This is a genomic window from Paenibacillus sp. MAH-35, from assembly GCF_058135425.1.
In genome coordinates, this window is sequence record NZ_JBYUPU010000017.1 from 16,328 (window position 1) to 41,408 (window position 25,081).

At 55.3% G+C, this 25,081-nt stretch carries 18 protein-coding genes and 1 riboswitch; of the genes, 12 read left to right on the forward strand and 6 right to left on the reverse strand.

Going from position 1 to position 25,081, the window contains the following annotated elements; all coding sequences use genetic code 11:
- Positions 1–46 precede the first annotated feature (46 nt).
- Positions 47–241: riboswitch (cyclic di-AMP (ydaO/yuaA leader) on the forward strand.
- A gap of 90 nt (positions 242–331) precedes the next feature.
- Both AC3Y2E_RS18660 and AC3Y2E_RS18665 read left to right on the forward strand, forming a co-directional pair.
- The gene (locus AC3Y2E_RS18660) at positions 332–1,672 is read left to right on the forward strand and encodes a TrkH family potassium uptake protein (RefSeq protein ID WP_379212953.1); all 1,341 of its coding nucleotides are present in this window, start codon (positions 332–334) and stop codon (positions 1,670–1,672) included.
- 14 nt (positions 1,673–1,686) lie between these two features.
- Positions 1,687–2,352, forward strand: a complete 666-nt coding sequence (locus AC3Y2E_RS18665; RefSeq protein WP_332071697.1) for a potassium channel family protein — start codon at positions 1,687–1,689, stop codon at positions 2,350–2,352.
- Positions 2,353–2,438: 86 nt separating this feature from the next.
- Here AC3Y2E_RS18665 and AC3Y2E_RS18670 read toward each other — a convergent pair whose 3' ends face one another.
- Positions 2,439–3,341, reverse strand: coding sequence for a LysR substrate-binding domain-containing protein (locus AC3Y2E_RS18670; protein WP_379213119.1), 903 nt, complete (start codon positions 3,339–3,341; stop codon positions 2,439–2,441).
- Positions 3,342–3,834: 493 nt separating this feature from the next.
- Between AC3Y2E_RS18670 and AC3Y2E_RS18675 the strand changes: the two genes are divergently transcribed.
- From AC3Y2E_RS18675 to AC3Y2E_RS18695, 5 genes are all read left to right on the forward strand, one after another.
- Positions 3,835–4,500 carry a succinate dehydrogenase cytochrome b558 subunit gene (locus tag AC3Y2E_RS18675; RefSeq protein ID WP_190928974.1) on the forward strand — a complete coding sequence of 222 codons (666 nt, stop codon included), beginning with the start codon at positions 3,835–3,837 and terminating at the stop codon, positions 4,498–4,500.
- A 16-nt stretch (positions 4,501–4,516) separates the two neighbouring features.
- Positions 4,517–6,274 (forward strand): succinate dehydrogenase flavoprotein subunit, encoded by a 1,758-nt coding sequence (gene sdhA, locus AC3Y2E_RS18680; protein WP_190928975.1) that lies wholly within the window; start codon positions 4,517–4,519, stop codon positions 6,272–6,274.
- Positions 6,275–6,277: 3 nt separating this feature from the next.
- On the forward strand, positions 6,278–7,030 hold the full coding sequence (sdhB, locus tag AC3Y2E_RS18685) for a succinate dehydrogenase iron-sulfur subunit (protein WP_190928976.1): 753 nt from the start codon (positions 6,278–6,280) through the stop codon (positions 7,028–7,030).
- Positions 7,031–7,650: 620 nt separating this feature from the next.
- Positions 7,651–9,777 (forward strand): hypothetical protein, encoded by a 2,127-nt coding sequence (locus AC3Y2E_RS18690; RefSeq protein WP_379212957.1) that lies wholly within the window; start codon positions 7,651–7,653, stop codon positions 9,775–9,777.
- A 233-nt stretch (positions 9,778–10,010) separates the two neighbouring features.
- A complete protein-coding gene (locus AC3Y2E_RS18695; protein ID WP_379212959.1) occupies positions 10,011–11,096 on the forward strand; it encodes a LacI family DNA-binding transcriptional regulator in 1,086 nt (361 codons plus the stop codon).
- A gap of 336 nt (positions 11,097–11,432) precedes the next feature.
- Here the strand turns inward: AC3Y2E_RS18695 and AC3Y2E_RS18700 are convergent, their stop codons facing one another.
- Positions 11,433–12,302, reverse strand: a complete 870-nt coding sequence (locus tag AC3Y2E_RS18700) for a metallophosphoesterase (protein ID WP_379212961.1) — start codon at positions 12,300–12,302, stop codon at positions 11,433–11,435.
- 241 nt (positions 12,303–12,543) lie between these two features.
- Here AC3Y2E_RS18700 and AC3Y2E_RS18705 point away from each other — a divergent pair, with 241 nt between their 5' ends.
- A complete protein-coding gene (locus tag AC3Y2E_RS18705) occupies positions 12,544–15,648 on the forward strand; it encodes a heparinase II/III domain-containing protein (protein ID WP_379212963.1) in 3,105 nt (1,034 codons plus the stop codon).
- 679 nt (positions 15,649–16,327) lie between these two features.
- On the opposite strand, the gene AC3Y2E_RS18710 is transcribed toward AC3Y2E_RS18705, so the two are convergent.
- From AC3Y2E_RS18710 to AC3Y2E_RS18725, 4 genes are all read right to left on the reverse strand, one after another.
- Positions 16,328–17,734, reverse strand: a complete 1,407-nt coding sequence (locus tag AC3Y2E_RS18710) for an extracellular solute-binding protein (protein ID WP_379212965.1) — start codon at positions 17,732–17,734, stop codon at positions 16,328–16,330.
- A 23-nt stretch (positions 17,735–17,757) separates the two neighbouring features.
- Complete coding sequence (locus AC3Y2E_RS18715) at positions 17,758–19,269, reverse strand: ABC transporter substrate-binding protein (RefSeq protein WP_379212967.1); 1,512 nt, start codon at positions 19,267–19,269, stop codon at positions 17,758–17,760.
- A gap of 24 nt (positions 19,270–19,293) precedes the next feature.
- Positions 19,294–19,842: an RNA polymerase sigma factor gene (locus tag AC3Y2E_RS18720; RefSeq protein ID WP_317891215.1), complete on the reverse strand. Its 549-nt coding sequence runs from the start codon at positions 19,840–19,842 to the stop codon at positions 19,294–19,296.
- A 168-nt stretch (positions 19,843–20,010) separates the two neighbouring features.
- Positions 20,011–21,300 (reverse strand): ABC transporter substrate-binding protein, encoded by a 1,290-nt coding sequence (locus tag AC3Y2E_RS18725; RefSeq protein ID WP_379212970.1) that lies wholly within the window; start codon positions 21,298–21,300, stop codon positions 20,011–20,013.
- Between the two features lie 464 nt (positions 21,301–21,764).
- Here AC3Y2E_RS18725 and AC3Y2E_RS18730 point away from each other — a divergent pair, with 464 nt between their 5' ends.
- From AC3Y2E_RS18730 to AC3Y2E_RS18745, 4 genes are all read left to right on the forward strand, one after another.
- Positions 21,765–22,115: a hypothetical protein gene (locus AC3Y2E_RS18730; protein ID WP_379212972.1), complete on the forward strand. Its 351-nt coding sequence runs from the start codon at positions 21,765–21,767 to the stop codon at positions 22,113–22,115.
- A gap of 279 nt (positions 22,116–22,394) precedes the next feature.
- A complete protein-coding gene (locus tag AC3Y2E_RS18735; RefSeq protein ID WP_379212974.1) occupies positions 22,395–22,892 on the forward strand; it encodes a cation:proton antiporter regulatory subunit in 498 nt (165 codons plus the stop codon).
- A gap of 2 nt (positions 22,893–22,894) precedes the next feature.
- The gene (locus AC3Y2E_RS18740; protein WP_379212976.1) at positions 22,895–24,139 is read left to right on the forward strand and encodes a cation:proton antiporter; all 1,245 of its coding nucleotides are present in this window, start codon (positions 22,895–22,897) and stop codon (positions 24,137–24,139) included.
- A 5-nt stretch (positions 24,140–24,144) separates the two neighbouring features.
- A complete protein-coding gene (locus AC3Y2E_RS18745; protein ID WP_379212978.1) occupies positions 24,145–25,038 on the forward strand; it encodes a YitT family protein in 894 nt (297 codons plus the stop codon).
- Positions 25,039–25,081 lie beyond the last annotated feature (43 nt).

Genomic DNA, 25,081 nt, shown 5'->3' on the forward strand with positions numbered 1-25,081 from the left:
AAACTCTACAACACGAGCCGTTTAAGGTGCGCGCATCGCAGCGGACTCTCATATCAAGCCGAATTTCTTAATGAAAACGGGGGAACCATTCAAGTAGGAGCAGTTTTGCGGTGTCCGAGAAAACCGCAAGTTTTGCTCATGGGGTGAATTTCGCAGCACCGTTCCCAGCAGCGGCAAGCGAAAAGGGTGCCTTACAACCCGAATCCGTCAGCTAACCTCGTAGGCTTCAGTTTGGAAACCACACCGGACAAACGGCATTGGGATTCCAATGTCTTTTTTTGTTGTTCCTGCAAACTACGATCCGTCTTGCCGATCGGAGAGGTGACCCTGCTTGAAACCACTTATAGGGTTCAGAAGGCTTACGCCGCCGCAATTTCTTGTTCTGGGCTTCGCACTGATTATTTTTTCGGGCGGGCTGCTGCTGTCTTTGCCCGTGTCCACAACGAACGGGGAAGGTTTGCCTCTGGTGGATGCTCTATTTACAGCGACCTCGGCTACGTGCGTAACCGGGCTGGTTGTCGTTGACACGGGAACGTATTTTACCGTATTTGGTCAAGTAGTCATTATGGCGCTTATTCAGGTCGGGGGACTCGGTTTCATGACGATGTCAACGCTGATCGCGCTCGTCCTGCGCAAGCGGATCTCGCTAAGGGAACGGCTGATTCTGCAGGAAGCAATGAATCAGGTTTCGATGGAAGGGATCGTGCGGCTGATCCGCAAAGTATTGCTGTATTCCTTGACGATTGAGCTTGCAGCCGCTGCACTGTTCGCGATTCGCTGGTCGTTCGACTATAGCGCCGGCCGTGCGGTTTATATGGGAGTGTTCCACGCGGTTTCGATGTTTAATAACGCCGGATTCGATCTTTTCGGCCATTTTCGGAGTCTGATGCCTTATGCGGACGACCCGCTGATTAATATCGTCGCCATGTCGCTTATTATTTTGGGGGGCATCGGCTTTATCGTAATCTCGGATCTGATGGAATACGGAAAGAAACGCAAGCTGTCACTTCACTCCAAAGTCGTGCTTAGCATGACCGGGTTTCTGATCGTATTCGGAGCGATCGTCATCTTTTTATTCGAATATACGAATCCGAAGACGCTTGGGGCTTTGAACGGCACGGGCAAAGTGCTCGCCTCCTTTTTTCAGTCGGTGACGCCACGCACCGCGGGGGCCAATACGCTCGACATCGCAGGACTCCGGCAAGCGACACAATTTTTTATCATTATATTGATGTTTATCGGCGCGTCCCCGGGTTCGACCGGCGGGGGAATCAAGACGACCACCTTTACGACGCTGATCGGCGCCGTCATCGCGATGATCCGGGGCAAGGAAGATATCGTCCTGTTTCGTTACCGGCTGGCCAAAGACCGGATTTACAAAGCGATTACGCTTACGATCCTCGCCTTGTTCCTGGTCGTATTTATGACGATGCTGCTCTCTACGACGGAGGACCATTCCTTCCTAATGATCTTATTCGAAGTGACGTCGGCTTTCGGTACCGTCGGCTTATCGATGGGTCTGACTCCGGAGCTGACGGCTTTCGGTAAAATCATTATTATGATCACGATGTTTGCGGGCCGGCTTGGACCGATTACGCTGGCTTACGCGCTGCAGCCTAAAACGGAGAGAGAACTATATAGACATCCGGAAGGTAAAATTATTATCGGATAGGAGAAGTTTTTACGATGAAAATGAAACAATTTGCAGTGATCGGTCTGGGGAGGTTCGGCTCCAGTCTCGCCCGGGAGCTGACCAACAACGGATTTGAGGTGCTCGGCGTCGACAGGGACGAAGAGGCTGTCAGCGAAATGTCTGAGGTGCTGACCCACGCGATCGTCGCGGACTCGACGGACGAAGAGACGCTGCGTTCGATCGGAATCCGCAACTTCGATTGCGTCATCGTTGCGATCGGAGACGATATTCAGGCAAGCATCATGACGGCGATTTTGCTGAAGGATCTCGGTGTCGAGATGGTCGTGGCGAAGGCGCTGTCCGTGCTGCACGGCAAAGTGCTGGAGCGGCTGGGCGTGGACCGGATCATCTATCCCGAGCGCGATATGGGCATCCGGGTTGCGCACCAGCTCGTGAACCCAAATCTGCTCGACTACATCGAGCTGTCCAAAGACTACACGATCGCAGAGATATCGGCGCCCAAATGTTTGAACGGCAAGACGCTCGAGGAGCTGAACCCGCGGGCCAAATACGGCTGCAGTGTGGTGGCGATCAACAAGAAGGACGGCGTCATTATAGCGCCGACTGCCACCGACGTTATTAATGAACGGGATGTCATGGTTATAATCGGGACGAACAAGCAGATCGAGTCGTTCGAGGAGGAGCTGGTTGGCTCATAAGGCCGGGCCGGTTCGGTTCGATTGGGACCGCCGGATCGGCCGCGGGGATGCTGCGGTTGCTGCGGGACGCTGCCTCGCGAGCGGCTTCAGCCGAGCTCGCCTTTGACTGCGGCGTAATATTCCTTCGCCTTTTCGACCCAGCGGAGCGTGGAAGCACTCTGCATCGATTCCCGGCCGAACAGCAGCGAGGTCGTTCGGGTCGTCTCCTCCAGCTCGGGGATGCTGCGGAGTACGAGGTCGTTGTTGTTCAGCACGGTCTGGCGCAAATACGATTTCGGCAGCAGCGTAGCCGCATTGCATGTGGAGACGAGCCGCAGGATCGCTTCGAACGAATCGATCTCCATTTTAACGTCGGGATAGACGGTATACCGGTGAAATAATTCATCCATTAATATGCGGTACCACGTTCCTTTGGAAAATAAGATCATCGGCAGCTTCTGCAGCTCGTTAATATCTATGGAAGGTTTGTCCGTCCACTTATGACTCGACGGCAGGACGAGACAGAGATGGTCGTCGAACAGCGGAACGCAGGTCAGCTCCGGATTGTCGATTTTGGAGGCTACGAGCCCGAGATCGACTTTTTTCTCTTTGACGAGCGTGACGATTTCATGCGTTTTGCCGGTGATCGCTTTAATGTCCGTTTCCGGAAAATCGCGCGTGTACAGGCCGATCAGATCAGGCAGCGTGGATTGCAGTGTAGTCAGGCTTGCTCCGATCGTGATGCTTTTGCCGGACGAACGGTATTCGGCGAAGCGCTGCAGCAGCTTGCGCTCCATCTCGGCGACTTCTAGGGCGTATTCGTAACAAATCTGCCCGAGCCTCGTCAGCTCGAGCTTTTTGCCTTTCCGGTCGAACAGAAGCACGCCGAGCTCTCCCTCCAGCTGGGCGATTTTGCGCGATAGCGCGGGCTGGGAGATGTTTAGGGTCTGGGCGGCCCGGTTCAGGCTTTTATGTTCGACGACAGCGGCGAAAGCGTCCAGATTCGGCAGCATGTGGCAGTCCGCTCCTTTCATAATCAGGGGACATCGTCATTCCCGAGGAAATAGATGTGCAGAAGTGGGCAGGTACGACTCGATGTCTGGCTTCGATATAACTAAAACGCATAACGTTTAATAAAAAAACGGCACTTCCATTATAAGCTCTTTGGGAGTAACATGAAAGTTGTCAAACATTGTTCAAATTTTTAGGAGTCCCATTGTGATTTTAATCGTAGATCAGACTCTTGAAAAATCGCGGAACACGTTCGAGGCGACACGATTATTCCGCGAACCCGGGTTTAAACGGGCCTTACATTGGCAAAATAGCCATATGTAAGGTGTGCGCCCAAGCCGTTTCGGCGTACGTGACGGGGCAATGAACCGTTGTGCGGAGCGATTGGCGAAAAGGTGACATTTTGTTGACGCTTGTCGAACTCGGGAGTACAATGAGAGATGGTTTGTTTTGCACACGTTGTCATATTTCAGTAAGGGGGAACTCGTTTCCATGACCGGTAATTCGTATTACTACCGCAAGCTTCACTCGTTGCTGGGTGTCATACCCGTCGGCTTCTTTCTGGTCGAGCATCTGATAACGAACTATGAAGCGTTTAACGGCGGGCATCAGGCGTTTATCGATTCCGTGATGTGGTTGAACAACTTGCCGCTCATCTTCTTCCTGGAGCTGTTCGGCATCTGGATCCCGATCCTGTACCATGGCGTCTACGGCTTGTACGTGGCGTTCCAGTCGCGCAACAACGCATCCCGTTACGGATATTTCCGCAACCTGATGTTTACGCTGCAGCGGGTAACCGGCGTCGTGACTCTGATTTTCATCGGGTGGCACTTTTTCCAGACGCGCTTCCAGGTTACGCTCGGCAATGAAACGCACGAAGGTTTGGGCGTAGTTATGCATGAAATTTTCACGAACCCCGTTTTCTTCACGTTGTACCTGATCGGCGTTCTGGCCGCGACGTTCCACTTCAGCAACGGCATGTGGTCGTTCCTGGTCAGCTGGGGCATTACCGTCGGACCTCGTGCGCAGCGCGTATCGAGCGTCATTTGGCTGGGCGTATTCGTGATCATGTCCATCATGTTCGTTCTGACGATGGTGGCGTTCACCGACGCTTCGTTCCAGGATACTTCCGTGTTGGATTTGACGAGCAAACATTAAGGGGGAGTGAACTGACATGGCGAAATCGAAAGTTATCGTAGTGGGCGGAGGACTTGCCGGTCTCATGGCTACTGTAAAAGCCGCCGAAGCCGGTGTTCACGTCGACCTATTCTCATTAGTACCCGTTAAACGTTCCCACTCCGTATGCGCGCAAGGCGGCATTAACGGAGCGGTTAATACGAAGGGCGAAGGCGACTCCCCTTGGGAGCACTTCGACGATACGGTATACGGCGGGGACTTCCTTGCCAACCAGCCGCCGATCAAAGCGATGTGCGAAGCGGCGCCGGGTATTATTCACCTGATGGACCGGATGGGCGTTATGTTCAACCGGACGCCGGAAGGCTTGCTCGATTTCCGCCGGTTCGGCGGAACGAAGCATCACCGTACCGCGTTCGCGGGCGCCACGACCGGCCAGCAGCTGCTGTACGCGCTGGACGAGCAAGTACGTCGCTGGGAAGCGGCGGGTCTCGTTACGAAGTATGAGCATTCGGAGTTTTTGTCTGCCGTCATCGACGAGGAGGGCGTTTGCCGCGGAGTTTGCGCGCAAAACCTGCGCTCTATGGAAGTGGAGACGTTCCGTGCCGATGCCGTTATTTTGGCTACCGGTGGACCTGGCATCATTTTCGGCAAGACGACCAACTCGGTCATCAACACCGGTACGGCTGCCAGTGCGGTTTATCAGCAAGGCGTTACTTACGCAAACGGCGAGTTCATCCAAATTCACCCGACGGCGATTCCCGGAGACGACAAGCTGCGGCTCATGTCCGAATCGGCGCGCGGAGAAGGCGGACGGATCTGGACGTACAAAGACGGGAAGCCTTGGTACTTCCTCGAAGAAAAATACCCGGCATACGGCAACCTGGTTCCGCGCGATATCGCGACCCGGGAAATTTTCCACGTCTGCGTAGACATGAAGCTCGGCGTCAACGGCGAGAACATGGTCTATCTCGATCTCTCGCATAAAGATCCGAAGGAGCTGGATGTCAAGCTCGGCGGTATTATCGAGATTTACGAGAAGTTCATGGGCGACGACCCGCGGAAAATTCCGATGAAGATTTTCCCTGCTGTTCACTATTCGATGGGCGGCATGTGGGTCGACTACAACCAGATGACGAACATTCCGGGCTTGTTTGCAGCCGGCGAGTGCGAATACCAGTATCACGGCGCGAACCGTCTGGGCGCCAACTCGCTCCTGTCCGCGATCTTCGGCGGTATGGTAGCCGGACCGAAAGCGATCGAATATATCAAAGGTCTGAGCAAGTCTTCCGAAGACGTTTCGAGCGGCGCTTTCGACCGCGAGAAGCAGAAAAACGTCGACAAGTATGAAGGTCTGCTCAAAATGGACGGAACCGAGAACGCGTATGTGCTGCACAAGGAACTCGGCGAAATCATGATCGACAACATGACGGTCGTCCGCTACAATGACAGACTTGAAGCTACGATCAGCAAAATCAAAGAGCTGAAGCAGCGTTACAAGAAAATCAACATGACGGATACGGCCCGCTGGAACAATCAGGGCGTCGCGTTTACCCGCCAGTTGTGGAATATGTTCGAGCTTGCCGAAGCGATGACGAAGGGCGCCCTGATGCGCGACGAAAGCCGCGGAGCGCACTACAAGCCGGATTTCCCGGATCGCGACGACGACAAGTTCATGAAGACGACGCTGGCGAAATGGACGCCGGACGGCCCGCAAATTTCGTACGAAGACATCGACGTTTCGCTCATCGCTCCGCGTAAACGCGACTATACGACGGACAAGAAGGGTGGTCACTGATCAATGGCTGAGACGAAGACGATTAGACTGCAAGTCACCCGTCAGGACGGCCCAGATTCGAAGCCGTATACGGAAGAATTCGAAATTCCATACCGTCCGAACATGAACGTCATCAGTGCGCTCATGGAAATTCAGCGGAATCCGAAAAATGCCGGCGGTTCCAAAACGACGCCGGTATGCTGGGAGTCCAACTGTCTGGAGGAAGTATGCGGCGCCTGCTCGATGGTCATTAACGGCAAGCCCCGCCAGGCTTGCTCGGCGCTGATCGACAAGCTGGAGCAGCCGGTTCGCGTCGCTCCGATGAGCACGTTCCCGGTCGTGCGCGACCTCGTCATCGACCGCCAGCGGATGTTTAATGCGCTCAAGCGCGTAAAAGCGTGGATTCCGATCGACGGCACATACGATCTCGGACCAGGTCCGCGGATGGCGGAATCGAAGCGCCAATGGGCTTACGAGCTGTCCAAATGTATGACCTGCGGCGTCTGCCTCGAAGCGTGCCCGAATGTCAACGACCGTTCTGACTTTATCGGACCGGCGCCGTTGTCCCAGGTACGCCTGTTCAACGCTCATCCGACAGGAGAGATGAACAAGGAAGAACGTCTCGACACGCTGATGGAATCCGGCGGCATCGAAGGCTGCGGCAACTCGCAAAACTGCGTCCGCTCCTGCCCGAAAGGCATCCCGCTTACGACTTCGATCGCGGCGCTTAACGGCGACACGACGAAACAGCTGTTCAAAAAATGGCTCGGCATGTAAGACGGATGCTCCGTCTGGCCCGGCCTTCATAGATGGGCATGGTTGAGAACCTCTGATCACCGGCAGTTGCGGTGGTTGGAGGTTTTTTTGCTTATCGTGCTGGTATGTGTCGTGCGACGCAGGCCGTTTGTCGCGGCATCTCAAATGTTCCCCGATTTGGGGCAGGAGGGAACCGGATAAGAGCGGTTTGTAACTTCTATTTGGCCCGAAAACCCGCTTGTGCGCGAATTAAGATCGGTTTGGAGCTGCTAATATCCGTGAAAAAGGTGCAGACCTTGCCCGTAGGCTGATATAAGGGGTACAAACCGCTTCTATTCATCTCTGTCCTCCTCATATGCCGAATATAGAGGGCGCCAGAGACTGTATTGTACTGAAGCCCGCACGTATGAGCGGCGCGATCCACGAAGTAAAAGTGAAGGGGCTTGCAGGAGCGATGCTTTCACAGAAAGCCATCCTCTTGCGGTTTTTTTCATTCAATTGACAGGTCACGCGGAGGCTGTGAAGCCTGCCTGAGATCGAGTCCCGCCCGATACGGATGGTCTCAAAAAAGAATTGCGTTGTCATTATATATAATGTATTGTGTATATTATATGGACCATAGCCTTCGGGAGGGGTTTCCTTTGAGCGAGAAACAGTACGAGTTCCGTAGAAGACTGGAAGAGGTACATAAGCCCAACCGGCGCGATCCGGAAGCGTTGCCCGGTGAGGACGAGCTGGAGATTGACGGGAGCTGGCAGATCGTCATTCCTTCGTCCGCAAGTCCGCAGCTGCTGCATGTGGCGAAAGATTTGCAAGATTACTTTTTTACCAGCATGGGCGTATCGGTATTGCTTCGGCGCGTTGAGCAGATCGAAGAGGTTGCGTCCACCGGCAAGCAAGTGATCGTCCTGGCTGCGAAGGCGGAGCTTCCCGGAGTCGGTCATGCGCTGACGAAGACTCGGAGTTATCGTATCGTAGCGGAACGTGAGCGGATCGTCGTCTGCGGCAACGAGGACCGGGGAACCGGTCAAGGAAGCTACTTTCTGGAAGATGTGATGAATCTGCGCGAGGCGCCGTTCGTCCGCTGCCAGGATGTTACCCGCGAGCCGCTGTTTTCCCCGCGGATGATCCATTCGGGATGGGGACTCGATCATTTCCCGGATGCTCACCTGAACGCGATGGCGCATGCCGGCATCGACGCGATCCTCGTGTTCGTGAAAGGGATCGACGAGACGCCGTTCGGCTATCAGGACTTCAATCATACGATCGACCGTGCGGAACTGTTCGGACTCGACGTGTATATGTACAGCTATGTGGCCAGCCGCAAACACCCGGAGGACGAGGACGCTCTCGACTATTACGAAAGCACCTACGGCCGGATACTGGAGAAATATTCCCGGTTCAAAGGCATTATTTTCGTCGGCGAATCGTGCGAGTTTCCGAGCAAGGACCCGAATACGACCGGCATGCTCCGGCTGGAATGGCCGAAAGACAAGCCGCGGACGAAGCCGAGCCCGGGCTGGTGGCCGTGCTACGACTATCCGCAATGGCTGGAGATGATCAAGAAAGTTACCCGTAAGCACAATCCCGAGCTTGACATCGTGTTCTGGACGTACAATTGGGGCTACGTCGGCGAGGAGCAGCGGTTGAAGCTGATCGAATCGCTGCCGACGGATATTACGCTGATGGCTACGTTTGAGATGTTCGAAGTGTATGAAAAAGATGGAGTGACGTTCCGCTGTGCGGATTATACGGCTTCCTTCGAAGGGCCGGGCAAATATTTTGCCAGCGAAGCCAAAGCGGCGCATGACCGGGGAATCCGTCTGTATACGATGGCGAATACCGGAGGGCTTACCTGGGATATCGGAGTTATTCCGTATGAGCCGATCCCGTACCAATGGGCGCGCAGACATGCGGGCTTGCTGCGGTCGAGACGGGACTGGGGACTGGCGGGACTTATGGAGTCGCATCATTTTGGCTGGTGGCCTTCTTTCGTCAGCGATCTGACGAAATGGGCGTACTGGAGCCCGTCCCCTTCGCAGGAGGAGACGTTTGCGGCCGTGGCCCGGCGCGACTTCAGCGAACAGGCGGTGCCGCTTGTGCTGGAAGCGTGGAGGCACTGGAGCGAGGGAATCCGGCATATTATTCCGAGCAATTACGACCAGTACGGTCCGTTCCGGATCGGTCCGTCCTATCCGCTTGTTTTTCGCGAAAAGGTAGAAATTCCGGCGGCCTGGTACGCCCATTTCGGCAATCAGATTATCGCTCCGAATTATGGGCAGGGAAACGAGCTCGATTCCTATAAACGGGTCGATACGGAGATCCGAAGCTTGCAGCAGATGGCGTCGCTGTGGGAGCAAGGCAATGCGAGCATCGAACGGGCGCTGGAGCAAACTCCGCCGCGGAAGCGGGAGGAAGGGAGGCTGCTGCTGAACTTGAACCGGTTTATTCACCGCACCGTCTTGACCGGCATTCACACGAAGATGTGGTGGAAGCTGCGGCATCAGTTGCTGAACAACACGGATCGGGCGCAAACGGCGGTATTGTTGGAACAGCTGGAGCAAGTAGCGCTGCAGGAGATTGCGAACGCGGAGGGAACAATCCCGCTCGTGGAAGCCGATTCGCGTCTCGGCTGGGAGCCGAGCATGGAGTATATGACCGATCCGGAACATCTGCGCTGGAAGATCGATCAGGTGCGGACGATGCTTGAGCATGAACTGCCGAAATATCGCGCGGAGCTTGGGGACAGTACGTCCGTTAGTTCTTGAGCTGCTGGATGTCCGTGGAATGTAAACAGGCCGCTTGGTCTCTTTATGAGGCTGGAGCGGCTTGTTTGTTTGAGCGAGCCATACCATACACGGGCAATCCGCCCACCAGTATCTCCTTGCTGACTGTAATTCCAAATATTACCGGAAACGATCTCCTCTTTCTTGACACGGAAAAGGAGGTTATCTATACTTTGGTTTAAACGTTTAAACGAAGCGTGGAAGGAGTGGACCGTGTGACGGAACATCGGCAAGCTACCGTGTTTGATGTCGCCAAAGAAGCAGGCGTATCGACGGCGACCGTCTCCAATGTGCTGAACCGCCGCAACGTTCCGCTTTCGGAAGAGGCGATCCGGAAAGTCGAGGAGGCGGCAGCCAAGCTCGGCTACCGGCGCAACGGGATGGCAGCCTCGCTCAGCCAGCGCAAAACATACGAGCTAGGCCTGCTGCTGCCGAGCCTCTTCGGCTATTACGGCTTGTTTGCGGAGCAGATGGAACGGACGGCTTATGCTTACGGCTACCATCTGTCGGTATTTTCGACCGACATGGATTCGAACATTGAGCGAAGGCTGCTGGAGAAGCTGCTGGAGCGGCGCGTGGACGGGGTGTTCAGCCATGGGCTGGCGATGTCGTCGGATTCGGTACGCAAAATTGTTAACGACGGGACGCCGATCCTTTTTTTCAATTGCTGGAACGAGGCGAAGGATATGGCGATCGGAACCGTCAATCTGAACGTCTATCAGGCGACTCTCGATGCGGTCGTTCATTTGCGGGCCCAAGGATGCCGGTCGATTTATTATTACGGCTACCGCAAGGCGTTCGCGACGAACGAGCAGCGGAAGATGGGGTTCCGCGACGGGCTGCGGCTAATCGGGGAAGGGCTGCGGAGCGGGATGACCGATGCGGACGATCTGCCGCCCGAGTCGCTTCCCGGATGGCTGGCGGAACAAAGCGCCGGAGCAGAGCCCGCTGGCGTCGTCTGCTTTGACGACTGGAAGGCGTTCGTTTGTTTGAACCGGCTGATGGAGCACGGTTATGCGGTGCCCGGGCGGTTTAAGGTGGTTGGCATCAATAATGAATTTATTGCCGAGCACTCGTACCCCGGCTTGTCTTCCTTCAGCATCCCGTACGAGTTGCATGCGGACATTTCGTTCCGCTGGATGCTGACGCATCTGGGGGAGCAGGCTAAGCTGGCGGCGGACGGCGAGGCGGATTTTCCGCCGCCGCAATCGGGCGGCGTGCTGAAGATTCCGCTGACGCTGGTCGAGCGGCTGTCGTCGGCGAGGTCGGATTCAGGTGGAATCGTCGCCGTGCAAGGATAGTGGAGATCGGGCTTTTCTCGGGCGTTAGAGGAAGCCCGACTTCCTTTATTGGGGCTTTGCTGCCGCTCGCGGGGGGGTAGCGGAACGATTATTTCCGTTATTTTCATGAAAATGGGTAAATCGGCCCCCAACTGCTTCAGTAACGGAACATAAACTTCCTCTAGTACTTTTTGAAGGTCATATTTCCAAAATTAGAGGAAGTAAACCTTCCGCAAGTCAGCCCAAGGATGCGAGGAGCTTTCTGCGGCAGGCAGCAGCGTTACCCTCACCCCAGCCGTGCCGTTCTCCTGGCGGTCAACGCCTGCAGGCTATGGTTTTGGTTCGCGGCATCGCCGGTTATTTAGCGGCCGGCTCCTCTTTTCCAAGCGTCACGACGACCAACTCCGGCCGATTCCAGATTCTTACCGGAATGATGCTGTTCCCGAGCCCGCGGCTTACGATCATCGAAGTGTGGCCCTCTGTGTGAAGGCCGCTCGTATACCGGGGAAACAGCCCTTGATCGGGAGCGATCAGGCCGCCGACGAACGGAATCCGGAATTGACCGCCGTGGGCATGTCCGGCGAATACCAGATCGATGCCGGCGTTTGCGTACAGCTGGAGCTTCTCCGGCCGGTGGGACAGCAGCAGCGTGAGAGAGTCCGATTGGCTCGGGCGAAGCGCCACCAGCTTCCGCTCCAGCTCGCGATCGTTGACGGACGGTGTGAAGGCAGGATCTTTCAGGCCGAGCAAATCGATCGTACCGCCGTCCTTCGCCAGCTCGATACGACGATCGTCCATGAGGACAACGCCGGCCCCGAGCAGTCTTTCGGACAGCTCCGCATATACGCCGGACCATTTCTCGTGGTTGCCTGTGACGTAATACGTCGGCGCCATAGCTGCCGCTTGCTTGATGTAATTCATGGCGGCATCGATATCCGTCCGTTTGCTGTCGATCAAGTCTCCTGTAATGACGATCAGATCCGGGCTTGCTCGCTCGGTGGCCCGTACCAGCCGATTCTGATTGGCGCCGAACGATTTGTTATGCAGATCCGAGACGTGCACGATGGTAAAGTCATCAAAGGAATCCGGCAGCCCGGGGTGGACATAGCGGATCGCAGTCGTCACGAGGTGGTTGTTCTGCCAATAAATAAAGCCGGATAAGCAGACGGCCGCTACCGCGATCGCCAGAACGAGCCGCTTCCCGTTTCTTTTTCTTCCCGAAGTCATATCCAGCCCCGCTTTCAAGATAAGGATCGGTAAACTTGCATGTTTCTTCCAGTATACCATGGGCTGTACTCGCTTATTGCCGCTGAGCGGCTAAGCAACAGTAACGAAACACCTCTTCTGCTAATAACGATATAGGTACGAAACAGGTTACAGAAATTACTGGTCAAATCTCGGTTGACACCGCATAATGTAGATCATTAACAGGCAATCCATTCCATGCAGCGGGGAAGGGTTAGAGTTTATGGCGGTCAAACAACGAAGCACGTATTATACGTCCCGGAAAGTTGAGGCAATGCGCCGGAATGCAAACGTTTACGAATGGGCAAAGCGGGAGAAGGAACGGGCAGCGGCGCTCGGCGACGTCTATGTGCGGCTCGGCTGGGAATGGCTGTGGAACGTGCCGACGCCCCAGTCGGTGCCGCGCAGCTATGCGGTGAACCAGCAGGCGGGCTGTCCCGTGTGCGGCGAGAGGCATCATGCTTACGGCCGCTGGCCGTGGCTGGCCGATCCGCTCGTGAGCCCGTGGAAGCTGGAATGCCCGAGCTGCCGCTCGGTGTTCCCTTCCAACGATTTTGCCGCTTATTACGAGAGCGGTAAAGACGAGAACGGACTGTTCCGCCGCGAGCTTGCGGACGACCGGTATTTGCGCAACGAGCTGTACCCGGATCGGGGAGAGAAGTGGGGCGTAGACGACAGTCTCGGCTGGGTCGCTGATGACGGGACCCGGTATACGTTCGTCGCTTTTTATAACCATTGGAAAGTATGGATCGGGATGATCGATCCGCTCGGCAACCGGTTTCCGAAGACGGATGCTCCGTGGGGGCACGGCGGGATCGTCGACAATGCGCTGGCCCAGCTTCGCGACGCTTATCTGTATACGGGGGAGCCGAAGTACGCCCGTGCCGGGATCGTACTGCTGGACCGGGTGGCCGACCTGTATCCGGACATGGATGCGGCCGTCTATCTGTGGGAGGACGGCTTCCTCCATTCGCACGGCTTAACCGGGCAGGGCAAAATCGTAGGCAGCATCTGGGAGACGGCGATCGTCAAGACGTTTATATCCGCCTATGATGCCTTTTACCCGGAGATGACGGCTGAAGATCCGGAACTGGCCGCTTTTTTGCTGGACAAGGCGGCACGGGGATATCCGCCTGATGGGAAAAGCAGGATGGTACAGATCCGGACCCATATGGAGGACGGCATCCTTTGGCCGGTCTACGGCGCGGTCCGCAAGGCGCAGATTAAAGGCAACAACGGCATGCACCAAAGCGCGCTGGCCCTCGCCGCCGTCGTGCTAGACGAACCGGGGACGACCGAGGAGTGGCTCGATTTCGTTTTTCAGGACGGCGGGGTCGAGCGGACGGAGCAGGGCGGGTGGAGGGTGACCGGCGGCAACGTCACGCGCTCACTTCTTCGCGATGTAGACCGTGACGGCTTCGGGGACGAGGCGGCACCGGATTACAATTATTTGTGGGTGGAGGCGTTCCGGCAGCTTGCGGACATGCTGCACGGTTACGACCGCTACCCGCAAGGGGACTTTTACCGCAACCCGAAGTTTCTGCAAATGCTTCGGGCCAATTCCCGCCTGTACATGCTGGACCGGTTCGTACCGTCGATCGGGGACAGCGCCTCGGCGGGCAATCCCGGCCTGACCGGCAGGCTCGAGACGTTCGTGGAAGCGTTTGAGAAGACGGGCGAGCCGTTGTTCGCACAGATGGCGTATACGCTGAACGGCTGCACTTTCGAAGGGCTGCGCGGGGGCATTTATTCCCCGGACCCGGAAGGCTTGCGGTCCGGCATCGAGAACGCGGTAGCCGAACACGGTCCGCTGCCGCATCGCAGCGTCAATCTGGGCGAATACGGCTTCAGCGCTTTAAGGGACGGTGGCGGCGACGCCCGGCGCGGCTTATGGATGTATTACGGCCGCAACTTCGGGCACGGTCATAAAGATACGCTCACGATCGGGTTGTTCGCCTTCGGTCTTGATCTGCTGCCCGATCTGGGGTACCCCGAGAAATGCGACAATTCGCATCAAAAAACGCATCATTGGGACCGGAATACAGTTTGTCATAACACGGTCGTGGTGGACAGCGGGAAGCAGCGAAATTCGATTGTAGGCGCGACCCGGCTGTTCGTCGGGGAAGGTCCGGTCCAGTTGATCGAGGCGGAAGCCAAGCAGGTGTATCCGCAAACGGACGTATACCGACGCTGTACGGCGCTTGTGAAGGTGGACGAGGCGAACAGTTACGCGATCGACGTGTTTCGCGTAAGAGGCGGCGGCGAGCACCATTACATGTTCCACGGCCCGGAAGGGAGCGTATCGGCCGAAGGACTGCGGCTGATCGCTCAGCCGACCGGCACGTATGCGGGACCGGATATCGCCTACGCGGAGCCGTATGACGCCGATCCGTCCGAACCGCTTCCAGCCTACTGCGGCAGCGGGTTCCATTACTTGACGGACGTGGAACGGGACAGCGCGCCTCCAGGACAGTTCGCCGTGGAATGGGCCGTTCGCGATACATGGGGCGTGCTGGAGCGGCCGGATGACAATATCCGGCTCCGGCTCACGATGCTGGGGCAGGCGGACGAGGCGGCGCTCGCCGACGGCCGTCCGTCGCAAAACCGGCCGGGCAATCCGCAGCGGCTCCGCCAGCTGATCGTGAAACGCCGGGCTGAGGGAGAGGCCAGCCGCTTTGTATCGCTGATCGAGCCTTACCGGAGCGAGCGCCTGATCCACTCGGTATCGGAGGTCGAGCTGGATGGGGAGGGCAGTTCCGACGCGGTCGTTTTGAAGATCGAGCGGTCGGACGACCGCACCGATTATTACATCCATTCGACGGATGCCGAGGCGCGGCTGCGCTTCGTCACCGGCTCCGGGAGCCGAATCGTGTTCCAGGGCAAGGCGGGGTTGTACGCGGAAAGCGGCGGCACCTCCGTCTATGCATTTGTAGCCGGCGGGAGCTGTATCGGTCCGGAGGAAGCGCCGTGCATCCATGAGGCGGTGGGTTCCCTGGCGGGAACCGTGACCGGATTTACGCGGGAGCCGTCCGAGAGCAACAAGATTCGCATACGGTTGAGGCCCCATCCAGGCGCTGCCGATCTGCTGGCCGGCAAGCACATCCATGTCGGAGGAAGCGGGCGCAACCCGGTATACCGGATCGAGCGGTGCGTATCCGGCGGCCCGGACGAGTATGAGCTGGATATCGGGTACACGACGCTGATCGAGGACATGGAGGAACCGGCTAGTACCGGGACAGGAACATCCGGCGAAGCCGTTTCCTACCGGTATGCGATCGCGGAGGGCGACCCGTTTACGATTCCTTTGTATACGGAATGGCACGGCTAAGTGAAGCGCAAGGCTGTCCTCAGGCACATTTGGGATGTGAGGGAGCGGGGGCGGCCGTTTATAGCTGGGAGGGGCGCGGAAACTGGAAAGCGTAAACCGGAAAGCGTAAACCGGAAAGCGTAAACCGGAAAGCGTAAACCGGAAAGCGTAAACCGGAGAGCGTAAACCGGAGAGCGTAAACCGTAAACCAGAAACCGCCTCTATTCGTCTCTCTCATCCCTTTATGGGGGAGGGTACCAAAGGCTCTTATTGTTGCTAGAGCCTGCACACATGGGCGGCGTGATCAACGCAGCCGAGTAGCCGAGTACAAGTTGCTCACAAGAATGAGGTTCACAGGCTTACGGGTTCACGAGCTTACGGTTCACGGGCTTACAGGTCTACAGACTCCCGGACTTCACCTGAAGTCGAGCGGGTATCCCAAAAATCGATCAACGAATGGCTGAGCGAATGTACCGTTTCCCGTCCACGCACTAACGTATGGGGCTGCACGTCAAAGGGGGCTTTCCCAAAAGAGTTCGCATGATACGCGAAACACCCCGATCGATTTCCAAACGAAAGGAACGTAACTTCCACGGTAAAGTGGAAGTTGCGTTCCTTTTCTCGAGGAAAACCGTTTCTAAGCGGGCGCGCCAAATCGCTAAATGTCCTTGGACAGCCCCTTACTTACTAACTTAGTTACTTACTTGGCCGGCGGAGAAGTACCTCCTGCCCAAGCTTGATCGAGCAGCTTCTGGCCTTCGGTCTGAATCGTGTGGATCGCTTCCTCGATCGTTTTGCGGCCGTTCACCGCTTCATCGATTTCGCGGATATATAACAGTTGGAACGGAGTGCTGAACACCGGATAAAACGTATCCGGCACGGTGACGGTAAGATCCAGCTCCTCTTTCTTTCGCTTCAGCATATAAAAGGGCTCCAGACTTTGCCCGTCTTTCGTCGTGGCGAAGGCGGTCCGGCTGGAGAACACGTCGTCCATTTTCATCTTGACCTTAGCCGCTTCCTCGCTGTTGAAATATTGGACGATTTTCCATGCCGTCTCCGGGTTTTCACCGTTGGCTGAAATGGCGAAAACCGTGCCGACGTCGAAGCTTCTCGTGTATTCCGGATTCGCCGGGTCGACGGGAACCGTAACGACGTCCCAATTAAAATCCTGAGTGCCCCACTGTTTCATCCGAAACAGCTGTTCGGTGCCGCTGATCGTCATGGCCGCCTTGCCTCTGCTGAACAGGTCCATCTCCTTCGTCTCGTCCGGGCCGTAACGAACCGGTTTGCCGTCCTTGTAGTAGTAATACAAGTTTTTGCTGCGAAAGCCTTCGATGATGTGCTTAAACGATTTCTTCCATATGTCGGAATCGAATGTCAAGCGTTTCATGTCCGGGCTTATATAAGAGGCGTTCTCCGTAGACGCCAACGTTTGGATGAAATCGAAAGTCGTCCAATATTTCAGATGAATGCCGTAGATCCGTTTTTCCGGATCGGGATCGACCGGGAAACGCCGGGACAGCTCCATCGTCTCCTCCCATGACATCTGGTTTTTCGGATACGGGACGCCGTACTTATCGAACAGATCTTTGTTGTAATACAGTCCTGAGCTTGTAATTTCAGGTGCCAGCCCGAACAGCTTACCTTCATCATTCTCCTTCAGGCGGTCGATCGCGGCTGGTATGAACTGGCTCAGATCGAAGCCGCTTTTACGGGCGAACGGTTCAAGATCGAGCAGCATCCCTTTATTTGCCCAACGCGTGTATAACTCAGAATGTACGATAACCAGATCCGGCTTTTGTTCCAGGATTAGTTTTTCATACGCATCGTAGTAGCTTTTTCCGGGCACAAATATTTGATTGATTGGAATAATCTCTACCTCGACGTCCGGAAATTTAAACGCAAAATAGTCCCCGTAGGTCAGATTAAACGATTCCTCGCTGCCGAACGGTATGCGCACTACTTTCCGGGTCTGCTCGTCGGCAGGTTTGGCCGTGCAGCCGGCCAGCAGCAGGGAGCCGGCCAGCAGGGCGGCCAGCGCTCCGAGGGTCAGCCACCGGCCCGGCGCCGGATGGCGGCTTTTCTTTCCAACGTTATCCCACTTCATCGGTCTCTTTGCCCCCATCCCCATCACGGTTTTTTCTCCGCTTTCGCCTGCTCGATCGCCGTTTGTCCGCGCTGCTGTATGGCGCCGATGGCGTCGTCCAAACTTTTGGTCCCGGCTGCCGCGGACTTCAATTCCTCGTTCACGATCGTCGACAGCAAGGTGTACAAAGGCCGATCCATAATGGCCAGGCTGCTTGCCTGACCATCGGGCCTTAACATCGTGAAAGCTTCCAGCCTATACGTAATCGGCGTCCGCGATTCGAACTTGCGAGAGTACAATCCAAAATTGCCGGTATAAGAAGAGGCAACTTTTTTGGTCATCGCTTCGCTGTGGATCGACTTGATCAGCTCCCAGCCGTCCCTTGCATTCTCCGAATTTGCGGGAATCGCATAAATCTCGTCAATCCGGAACGTGGACGAGACATTCGGCTTCGCCGGGTCGACCGGCTCGGTCACAATATCCCAAGCGAAATCGGCGAGATTATACCGCTGCTTGGCCTGGATCAGGTCGTTTGCCGTACTGTTCGTCGAAACCATCATCGCCGCGTTGCCGGTCAGGAACGGGTTGCGTTTGTAAAAATCGGCTCCGGATACGCTGCCCGTAAGCGGCTTCGATTCATAGAGCCAGCCCTTCTTCACGCCGTCGGCGACGAACTGGAAGATGGAGCGCCAGGCGTCCGTATTCGCCGTCATCTTGCTGACGTCGGCATCGGTCAGGCCGATTCCCTTCGTACGTCCTATACTCTCGGCCGTGCCGTAAGGGGACGCCGAATACGGGATCAATCCGTATACGCGATCTTCTCCCTGCCCGTTTGCCGGAAACCTTTGGGCCAGAGCGAGTACATCCTCCCAGCTCATCTGGTCAGTCGGATACGGGACGCCGTATTTATCGAATAGCGACTTGTTGTAATAAAGAGCCTGGGTCGAGAAGTTGGGAGCCATTCCGTATAACTTGCCCCCGCCGGAATCCCGGATCGTTTCGACTACACTTTCCTGGAAAACGCCGAGATCGTATTTTTCCTTTTGGATGAACGGGTCGAGCGGCAGCAGCAGTCCTTTGTCCGCCAGTTTCTTATAGACGTCCATCGGCACGTACACGACATCCGGTTTTTCTTTCTCGATAAATTCCTCGAACTGGACCGCCCGGTCCTTCTGCGGATCGTAAGGCGGGGAGTTGACGGTGTCCACGTCCATATTCGGATATTGGATGATGAAGGCATTGCCATAACGGCTCATAAAGGACATGCCATCGACCCATTGGACTTTGATTGACCTTTCCGTCTTGACGTCAAACTGGGGGGTGTCAAGCTTTTGCTTGAACAGCCCGAGGATCGGCTCCCGCTGGGTAAAAAGGATGGCAGAAGCAAGCAGCAGCGCGGCGGCGGCAACCCACGCTTTACTTCGGGATCGTTTCGGTGTCGCTTCCATGGCGATTCGTTCCTCCACGCTATTCATTAATTTGGGCGGTACGCCCTTCGGATTTAAAGGAAAATGTTTAAGCTCTTTTTCCCAATCTGGGAATCGTTTCGGCCTCATCTTCGTCGCCCCCTTGCTCCCCGGTTAGTATGAATCGGACAATTGTTCCTTCAGCAATAACGGCACCTTCGCCCGCGCCCGGTGAAGCCGGGACTTGACGGTGCCTTGGGAGATATTCAGCATGGAGGCGATCTCGGGTACGGTCAACTGGTGGTGGGCGTATAAGAGCAGCACTTCCCGCAGCTTCTCAGGCAGGTCCATAACCGCCTTCCAGACATCGCCGCTGACCATCCGGCTCAGCACTTCCTTTTCCGTCGAGGAAGCCGTTTCCGACCTGCGGATCGTTGCCATCAGAAGCACCCGGCGGGCCCATGCCGATTTGCGGTGATCTTTGGCGACGTTTCGCGTAATCGCGAGCAGCCATGTCTTGACGCTCGATTCCCCGCGGAACGAGAACATGCTGCGGTACACCTTGATGAAGACGTCTTGGAAGATGTCGTCCGCCTGATCGAAACGGCTCGTCAGGAAAAACGCGTAGTTCCACACATCATTGCCGTAACGTTCCATCAAGTCGCGCAGAATGACGTTTTTGTCCGTACTGTCGGACAGCGTGCTCAAATAGTCCAAACCCACTTTTCGTTCACCTCGATTATTGGACGACGCGCTGAATAAAAGGGTTCCGTAGAAGTTGAACCTAGGGTAAGCTTTCTCGTGGATATAGTGGTAGCGCATTAAAACCCCCTCCAACGGTTGTTGGAAGGGGTTGTGCCTGGGAGCGTTCCGATTCGCGGCGGACAAACGTCAGTTGCCCTTGCCTTTCTCCATGACGATGTGCTGCTTGATCTGATCTTCGGCGTCGCGAAGCGCCGTATTGACGTCCTTCACATTTTTGACGGCATTCGTGTACTCGGCGGTCAGGAGGCTGTACGCTTTCGAGTAATAATTCGAGTTGGGCGGTGCGGCCGCGGATTTGCTCTTGAATACGCCTTCGATATGTTTGCCTTGCAGCTCGGGGAGGTCTTGGCCGAACGCTTGCCTGAATTTCGGGTCTTTCATGACCGACAGTTTGGCCGATTTTCTGGACATGACGGTTTGCACTTCCTCGGAGAACAGCACCTCAAGCACGCGCATCTGGTCCTCCCGGTTTTTGCTCATCGCCATCGGGATCATACAGTGCAGGTCGTACATGCCGTACGTATCCGGTTTCTCCTTGTAGCTGGGGAATTGGGCCACGTCCCAGTTCAGATCCGGGGTTTGTCTAAGCCGCAGAAACAGATTGATCGTCGGGATCATCGCAACGGTTTTATCTTTCAGGAACCGATCGATCGGAGAGCCGCCTATAAACTCGTTGCCTGGGATGGAATAGATTTGTTTGCCGATGTCAAACGCCCTTTTGTACGGGTCGTTGTTCACCAGCACTTTATCGGTTTTCTGATCGATGATGTTGAGAGACAGGGGGAAAAGGAGGCGGTTGAGGTCGTCAACTTCGATGCCGCGGTATTGAATGTCATTGTCCTTGCGGGTTACTTTCTTGGCAAGCTCGATAGCGTCTTCCCATAGCATGCCGTCCTTCGGGTAGGGGACGCCGAATTTATCGAATATGTCTTTATTGTAGTAGAGGGCGTTTAAGTTGTTGGCGTAAGGGAGGGCGTACAGTTCGCCTTTCTCCGAGTTCGCGATGATCGTATCCAGAGCGCCCTGGTCGAACCGGCCGAGATCGAAATTGTACTGCTTGGCGAGCGGAAGCAAATCGAGATACACGCCTAAATCCTTATAGGCGGTCAGGCGGCCGTGGTAAGTAACGAGGAAGTCGATCGATTCGCCCTTGGAGAGCAGCTCCGGCAAATCTTCCGTCGTTTTGTCCATCTCCACGGTCAGGTGTGGATACTTTTTCTTGACCGGTTCGGCAATCAGTTCGTTGAAATCCTGATCCGTAAAATATCCCCCCAGCTGGTGGACCCGGATTTTGACGGGATCGAGCGGCTTTTCCGCCGGTTTGACCGAGACGTCGGTTGGTTGTTGACTGTTAGAGCACCCAGCGAAAACGGTTACAAAGGCGGAAAGAAAAAATACGAACCTTTTTCTTCTCACTACATCATACCTCCGTTCGTTCGAATGGTTGTTCCGATTTAAAACCGGGCCGTCTGGATCACATGCGGTAGGGGAGCAAGGGCCGGCAATAAATTACCTTATTATATAGCGGTAAAGCAAACGGAAACAAGGTTCGTTTGGTTGGTTTTTTCCTCTTTTTATGCAATAAATCCCGATAATCGTTGTGGAATCTCGTTTTATCTTTTGTTTTGTTATTTATTATGTAAAATTATGTAATTTAATGGATCCAAATGTCGAATATACCCGCCTTGATTGTCGAGCGATAGTCCGCTGGCTGCATGCCCTGCGACGCATCTTTTCTCCCCGGAAGGGAATATCGAGATATATCGAGATATCCTAAGGGAAAGCGATGAAAGGACCGATAACCATGAAAAAAGTTTGAAATATCGCTTTTTTCTATGATAAAATGAGGATATGCTATCCGGAAAGGAGGTAAGGACATCTTGATAATACGCGAGAAATCCCGGGTAACGATTAAGCTGCTCGTTATGTTCGCCCTTGTATGGTCGTTTCTTATGCCGACGGCCGAGCTTGTTGTTACTCCCGTATCCAAAACCATTCCCGCCGTATCGGCATCCGCAACGATTCATTCGCCTTTAAGCTCTCCTGCGCATATGCTGACCAAGCTGCGCATGTTTTTGCCGGCTCTCGTCGTGACATTGTTTGTCGGCTGCATCGTATCTCTTGAAAATCGTATCCGCAATCGGCTGGACCGTTTTGCGCCCCCCATACCGCTTCTTCGCAAGCAGTTGCTTTTGCGTCCCCTGAAATTCACATCCCATTATGTAATTTAAAATTTTCGGTCATACTAATCACTCCAAGCCAATTGTTATTTTTTTACGTTCGGCACAGAGTGTTGTTTGGCATGTCCGAAAATCGCGTTCATTTCTATGTAAGTTGACAGCCGTATGGACGGGACCCCTTTTTTCTATTGGAAAAGGCCGTTTATGCAAATGTTGACAGGTGGCAGCAGGCCGCAGTTCCACAGGAGCGGACCCGCAGTCAAACTTATATAGCAAGGGCATGCCGCATCCGGAAAGTGCCGATCGAATATAGAGATCGGAGGCGGATGGATGAAACCAGTAAGAGAATCAGATTTGCCGGGAATCGGCCGCAAGTATGAAATGGAGACGCGCTCCAGAGACAAATTGGTGATTGTCGTCCATGATGACGGCAGAAGAGAGATGTATCATTTCGATAACGAGGATCTGGACGACAGCGTCTCGATGGTTACGCTGGAGGACGACGAGGCGCGTGCCGCCGCAGCGATCCTGGGCGGGATGAACTATAAGCCGAAGGCGCTTGAAACGATCGAGATGGCGCTGAACGATCTGATTATCGAGTGGTACCGGATCGAGTCGAATGCGAACTGTGTCGGGCGGACGATCGGAGAGCTCGATATCCGTCAGAAGACGGGGGCGAGCATCATTGCCGCGATTGAACGGAGTCACACCCATCATATCAATCCGGGACCGGAGTATGCCTTGACGGCTGACAGCACGCTGATTGTGGCGGGCGAGCGGGTTCATCTGAAGGCTTTGAAACAACTTCTTCTGCACGGGAGTGATTGATTATGGATCACATCGTGCTGGAGATCGGTCTCGCTGTCGTGCTCATTGCCGTGGCCGGAATATTGTCGGCCAAACTGAAATTTTCAGTCATTCCGTTTTATATTTTGATCGGAATGGCGGTTGGCCCGCACGCTCCCAAAATCGGCGTTTTCGACTTCCGTTTTATTGAAAGCGCCCCGTTCATCGAATTTTTGGGCAGACTTGGCGTCTTATTTTTACTGTTTTATCTCGGCCTGGAATTTTCGGTCGGGCGTCTGATCAAGTCGGGCAAATCGATTGCCGTCGGCGGCACGATTTATATCGCGATCAACTTTACGCTCGGCCTGTTGTTCGCCTACTTCGCCGGCCTGCCCTTTAAAGAAATTCTCGTCGTTGCGGGTATTACGACGATATCCTCAAGCGCTATCGTGGCGAAGGTGCTCGTAGATCTCAAACGAACGGCCAACTCCGAGACGGAGATGATTCTTGGCATCATCATGTTTGAGGACGTATTTTTGGCCGTATATATTTCCATTTTGTCGGGTCTTGTGCTCAGCGGTTCGACTTCGTTCGTCGGCGTAGCCATTTCGGCGCTTATCGCGCTAGGTTTTATGCTCGCCGTTCTTATTATCGGACGCAAAGCGGTCCCGCTGCTGAATAAGGTGCTCGACATCCGGTCCAACGAGCTGTTTCTGCTCGTCATCTTCGGCGGCCTGATGGTCGTAGCGGGTTTCTCCGAAACGATCCACGTAGCCGAGGCGATCGGCGCGCTGTTGGTCGGTCTTGTATTGGCCGAAACCGAGCATATGAAGCGGATCGAGCATCTGATTCTGCCGTTCCGCGACTTCTTCGGGGCGATGTTTTTCTTCAGCTTCGGTCTTACGATCGATCCGACTACGCTCGGAGGCGCGGTCTGGCTGTCGCTCGGCGCCGTTGTGGTGACGCTGATCGGCAACTTCGCAGCAGGGATGCTCGCAGGCAAAAGCGCGGGACTGTCCAAAAAGGCGTCGGTTAATATCGGTCTGACGATCGTTTCGCGCGGTGAATTTTCGATCGTAATGGCGAATTTGGGCAAAGCGGGCTCGCTGCTGCCGCTGCTGCAGCCTTTTGCAGCGCTGTACGTACTCATCCTTGCCATTTTGGGCCCGTTGCTTACCAAGGAGTCGAAAACGATCTACAAGCTGATTTACGGACGAAAGGAGCGTTTGCAGCCAAAAGATAACGCTCAGCCGGCCGATCGTGTCCAGTCTGCCGAACGGGAGGGCTGAGACCGATGCGGGGCGCCATGAAAGGACCTCGTCCGAACCGGTTTCACCGTCAGCCGATTAGGATCGATTGGCTCGCCGTCTTGTCCTTTTGTGCCGGAGCCGTGCTGATCGCAGTCGGGCTCGAGCTGTTTCTGAAGCCGAACCGGCTTGTGACGGGCGGCGCCCAAGGGATTTCCATTATGCTGTCGCACATGACCGAGATGCAGCTGGGACTGTTTTTGTTTCTGATCAACGTCCCGTTCCTGTTTCTGGCCGTTCCCCGGCGCGGGCAAAACTCCGCCGTTGTGCGGCTGGCCGCCCTCGGCGTCACGGCGGCCGTAACGCTGCTGCTGGACCCGATCCCGCCGCTGACCGAGCATCCGCTGGCCGCTTCGGTACTGGGAGGGCTGGCGCTTGGCGGAGGAGCTGGCCTGATCCTTCGCATCGGCGGTTATACGGACGGTGTGAATGAAGCCGCCCATTGGGTGAAGCGGAAAGTTCCGTTGTCGGTAGCCGAGCTGATCATGCTGTTTAATCTGCTCGTGCTCGCCGTCGCCGGTTTTTTATTTGGCTGGGAGCAGGCGCTCTACTCGGTTATCGCTTATTACTTGGCGTACCGCTCGCTGCGGTATATGATACGAGGCTACCACAAGTACACACTGGTGCGGATTCACAGTCTCCAATCGGCTGCTGCGCTTTGTTCCGATATGAAGGAACAGCTGGGTCCGGCTGTTTCGTTCCTCCAGGCCAAGTCCGCCCCCTCGGCTTCCAGAGAGGCGGGAGGCGATCTCCTGGCGGTCATCGCCAAAAAGGACGAAGGCCGTTTCCGGGAAGCGTTGCATGCTATCGATCCTGCCGCAGTAGTGAATATGATGCCGTTCGACAGTCCGGAGCAGTCCGAATATAAATATTTGCACTAATTCGTCCATGCCTTATTAAAATGATTCCTCAAACCGGCCTTTG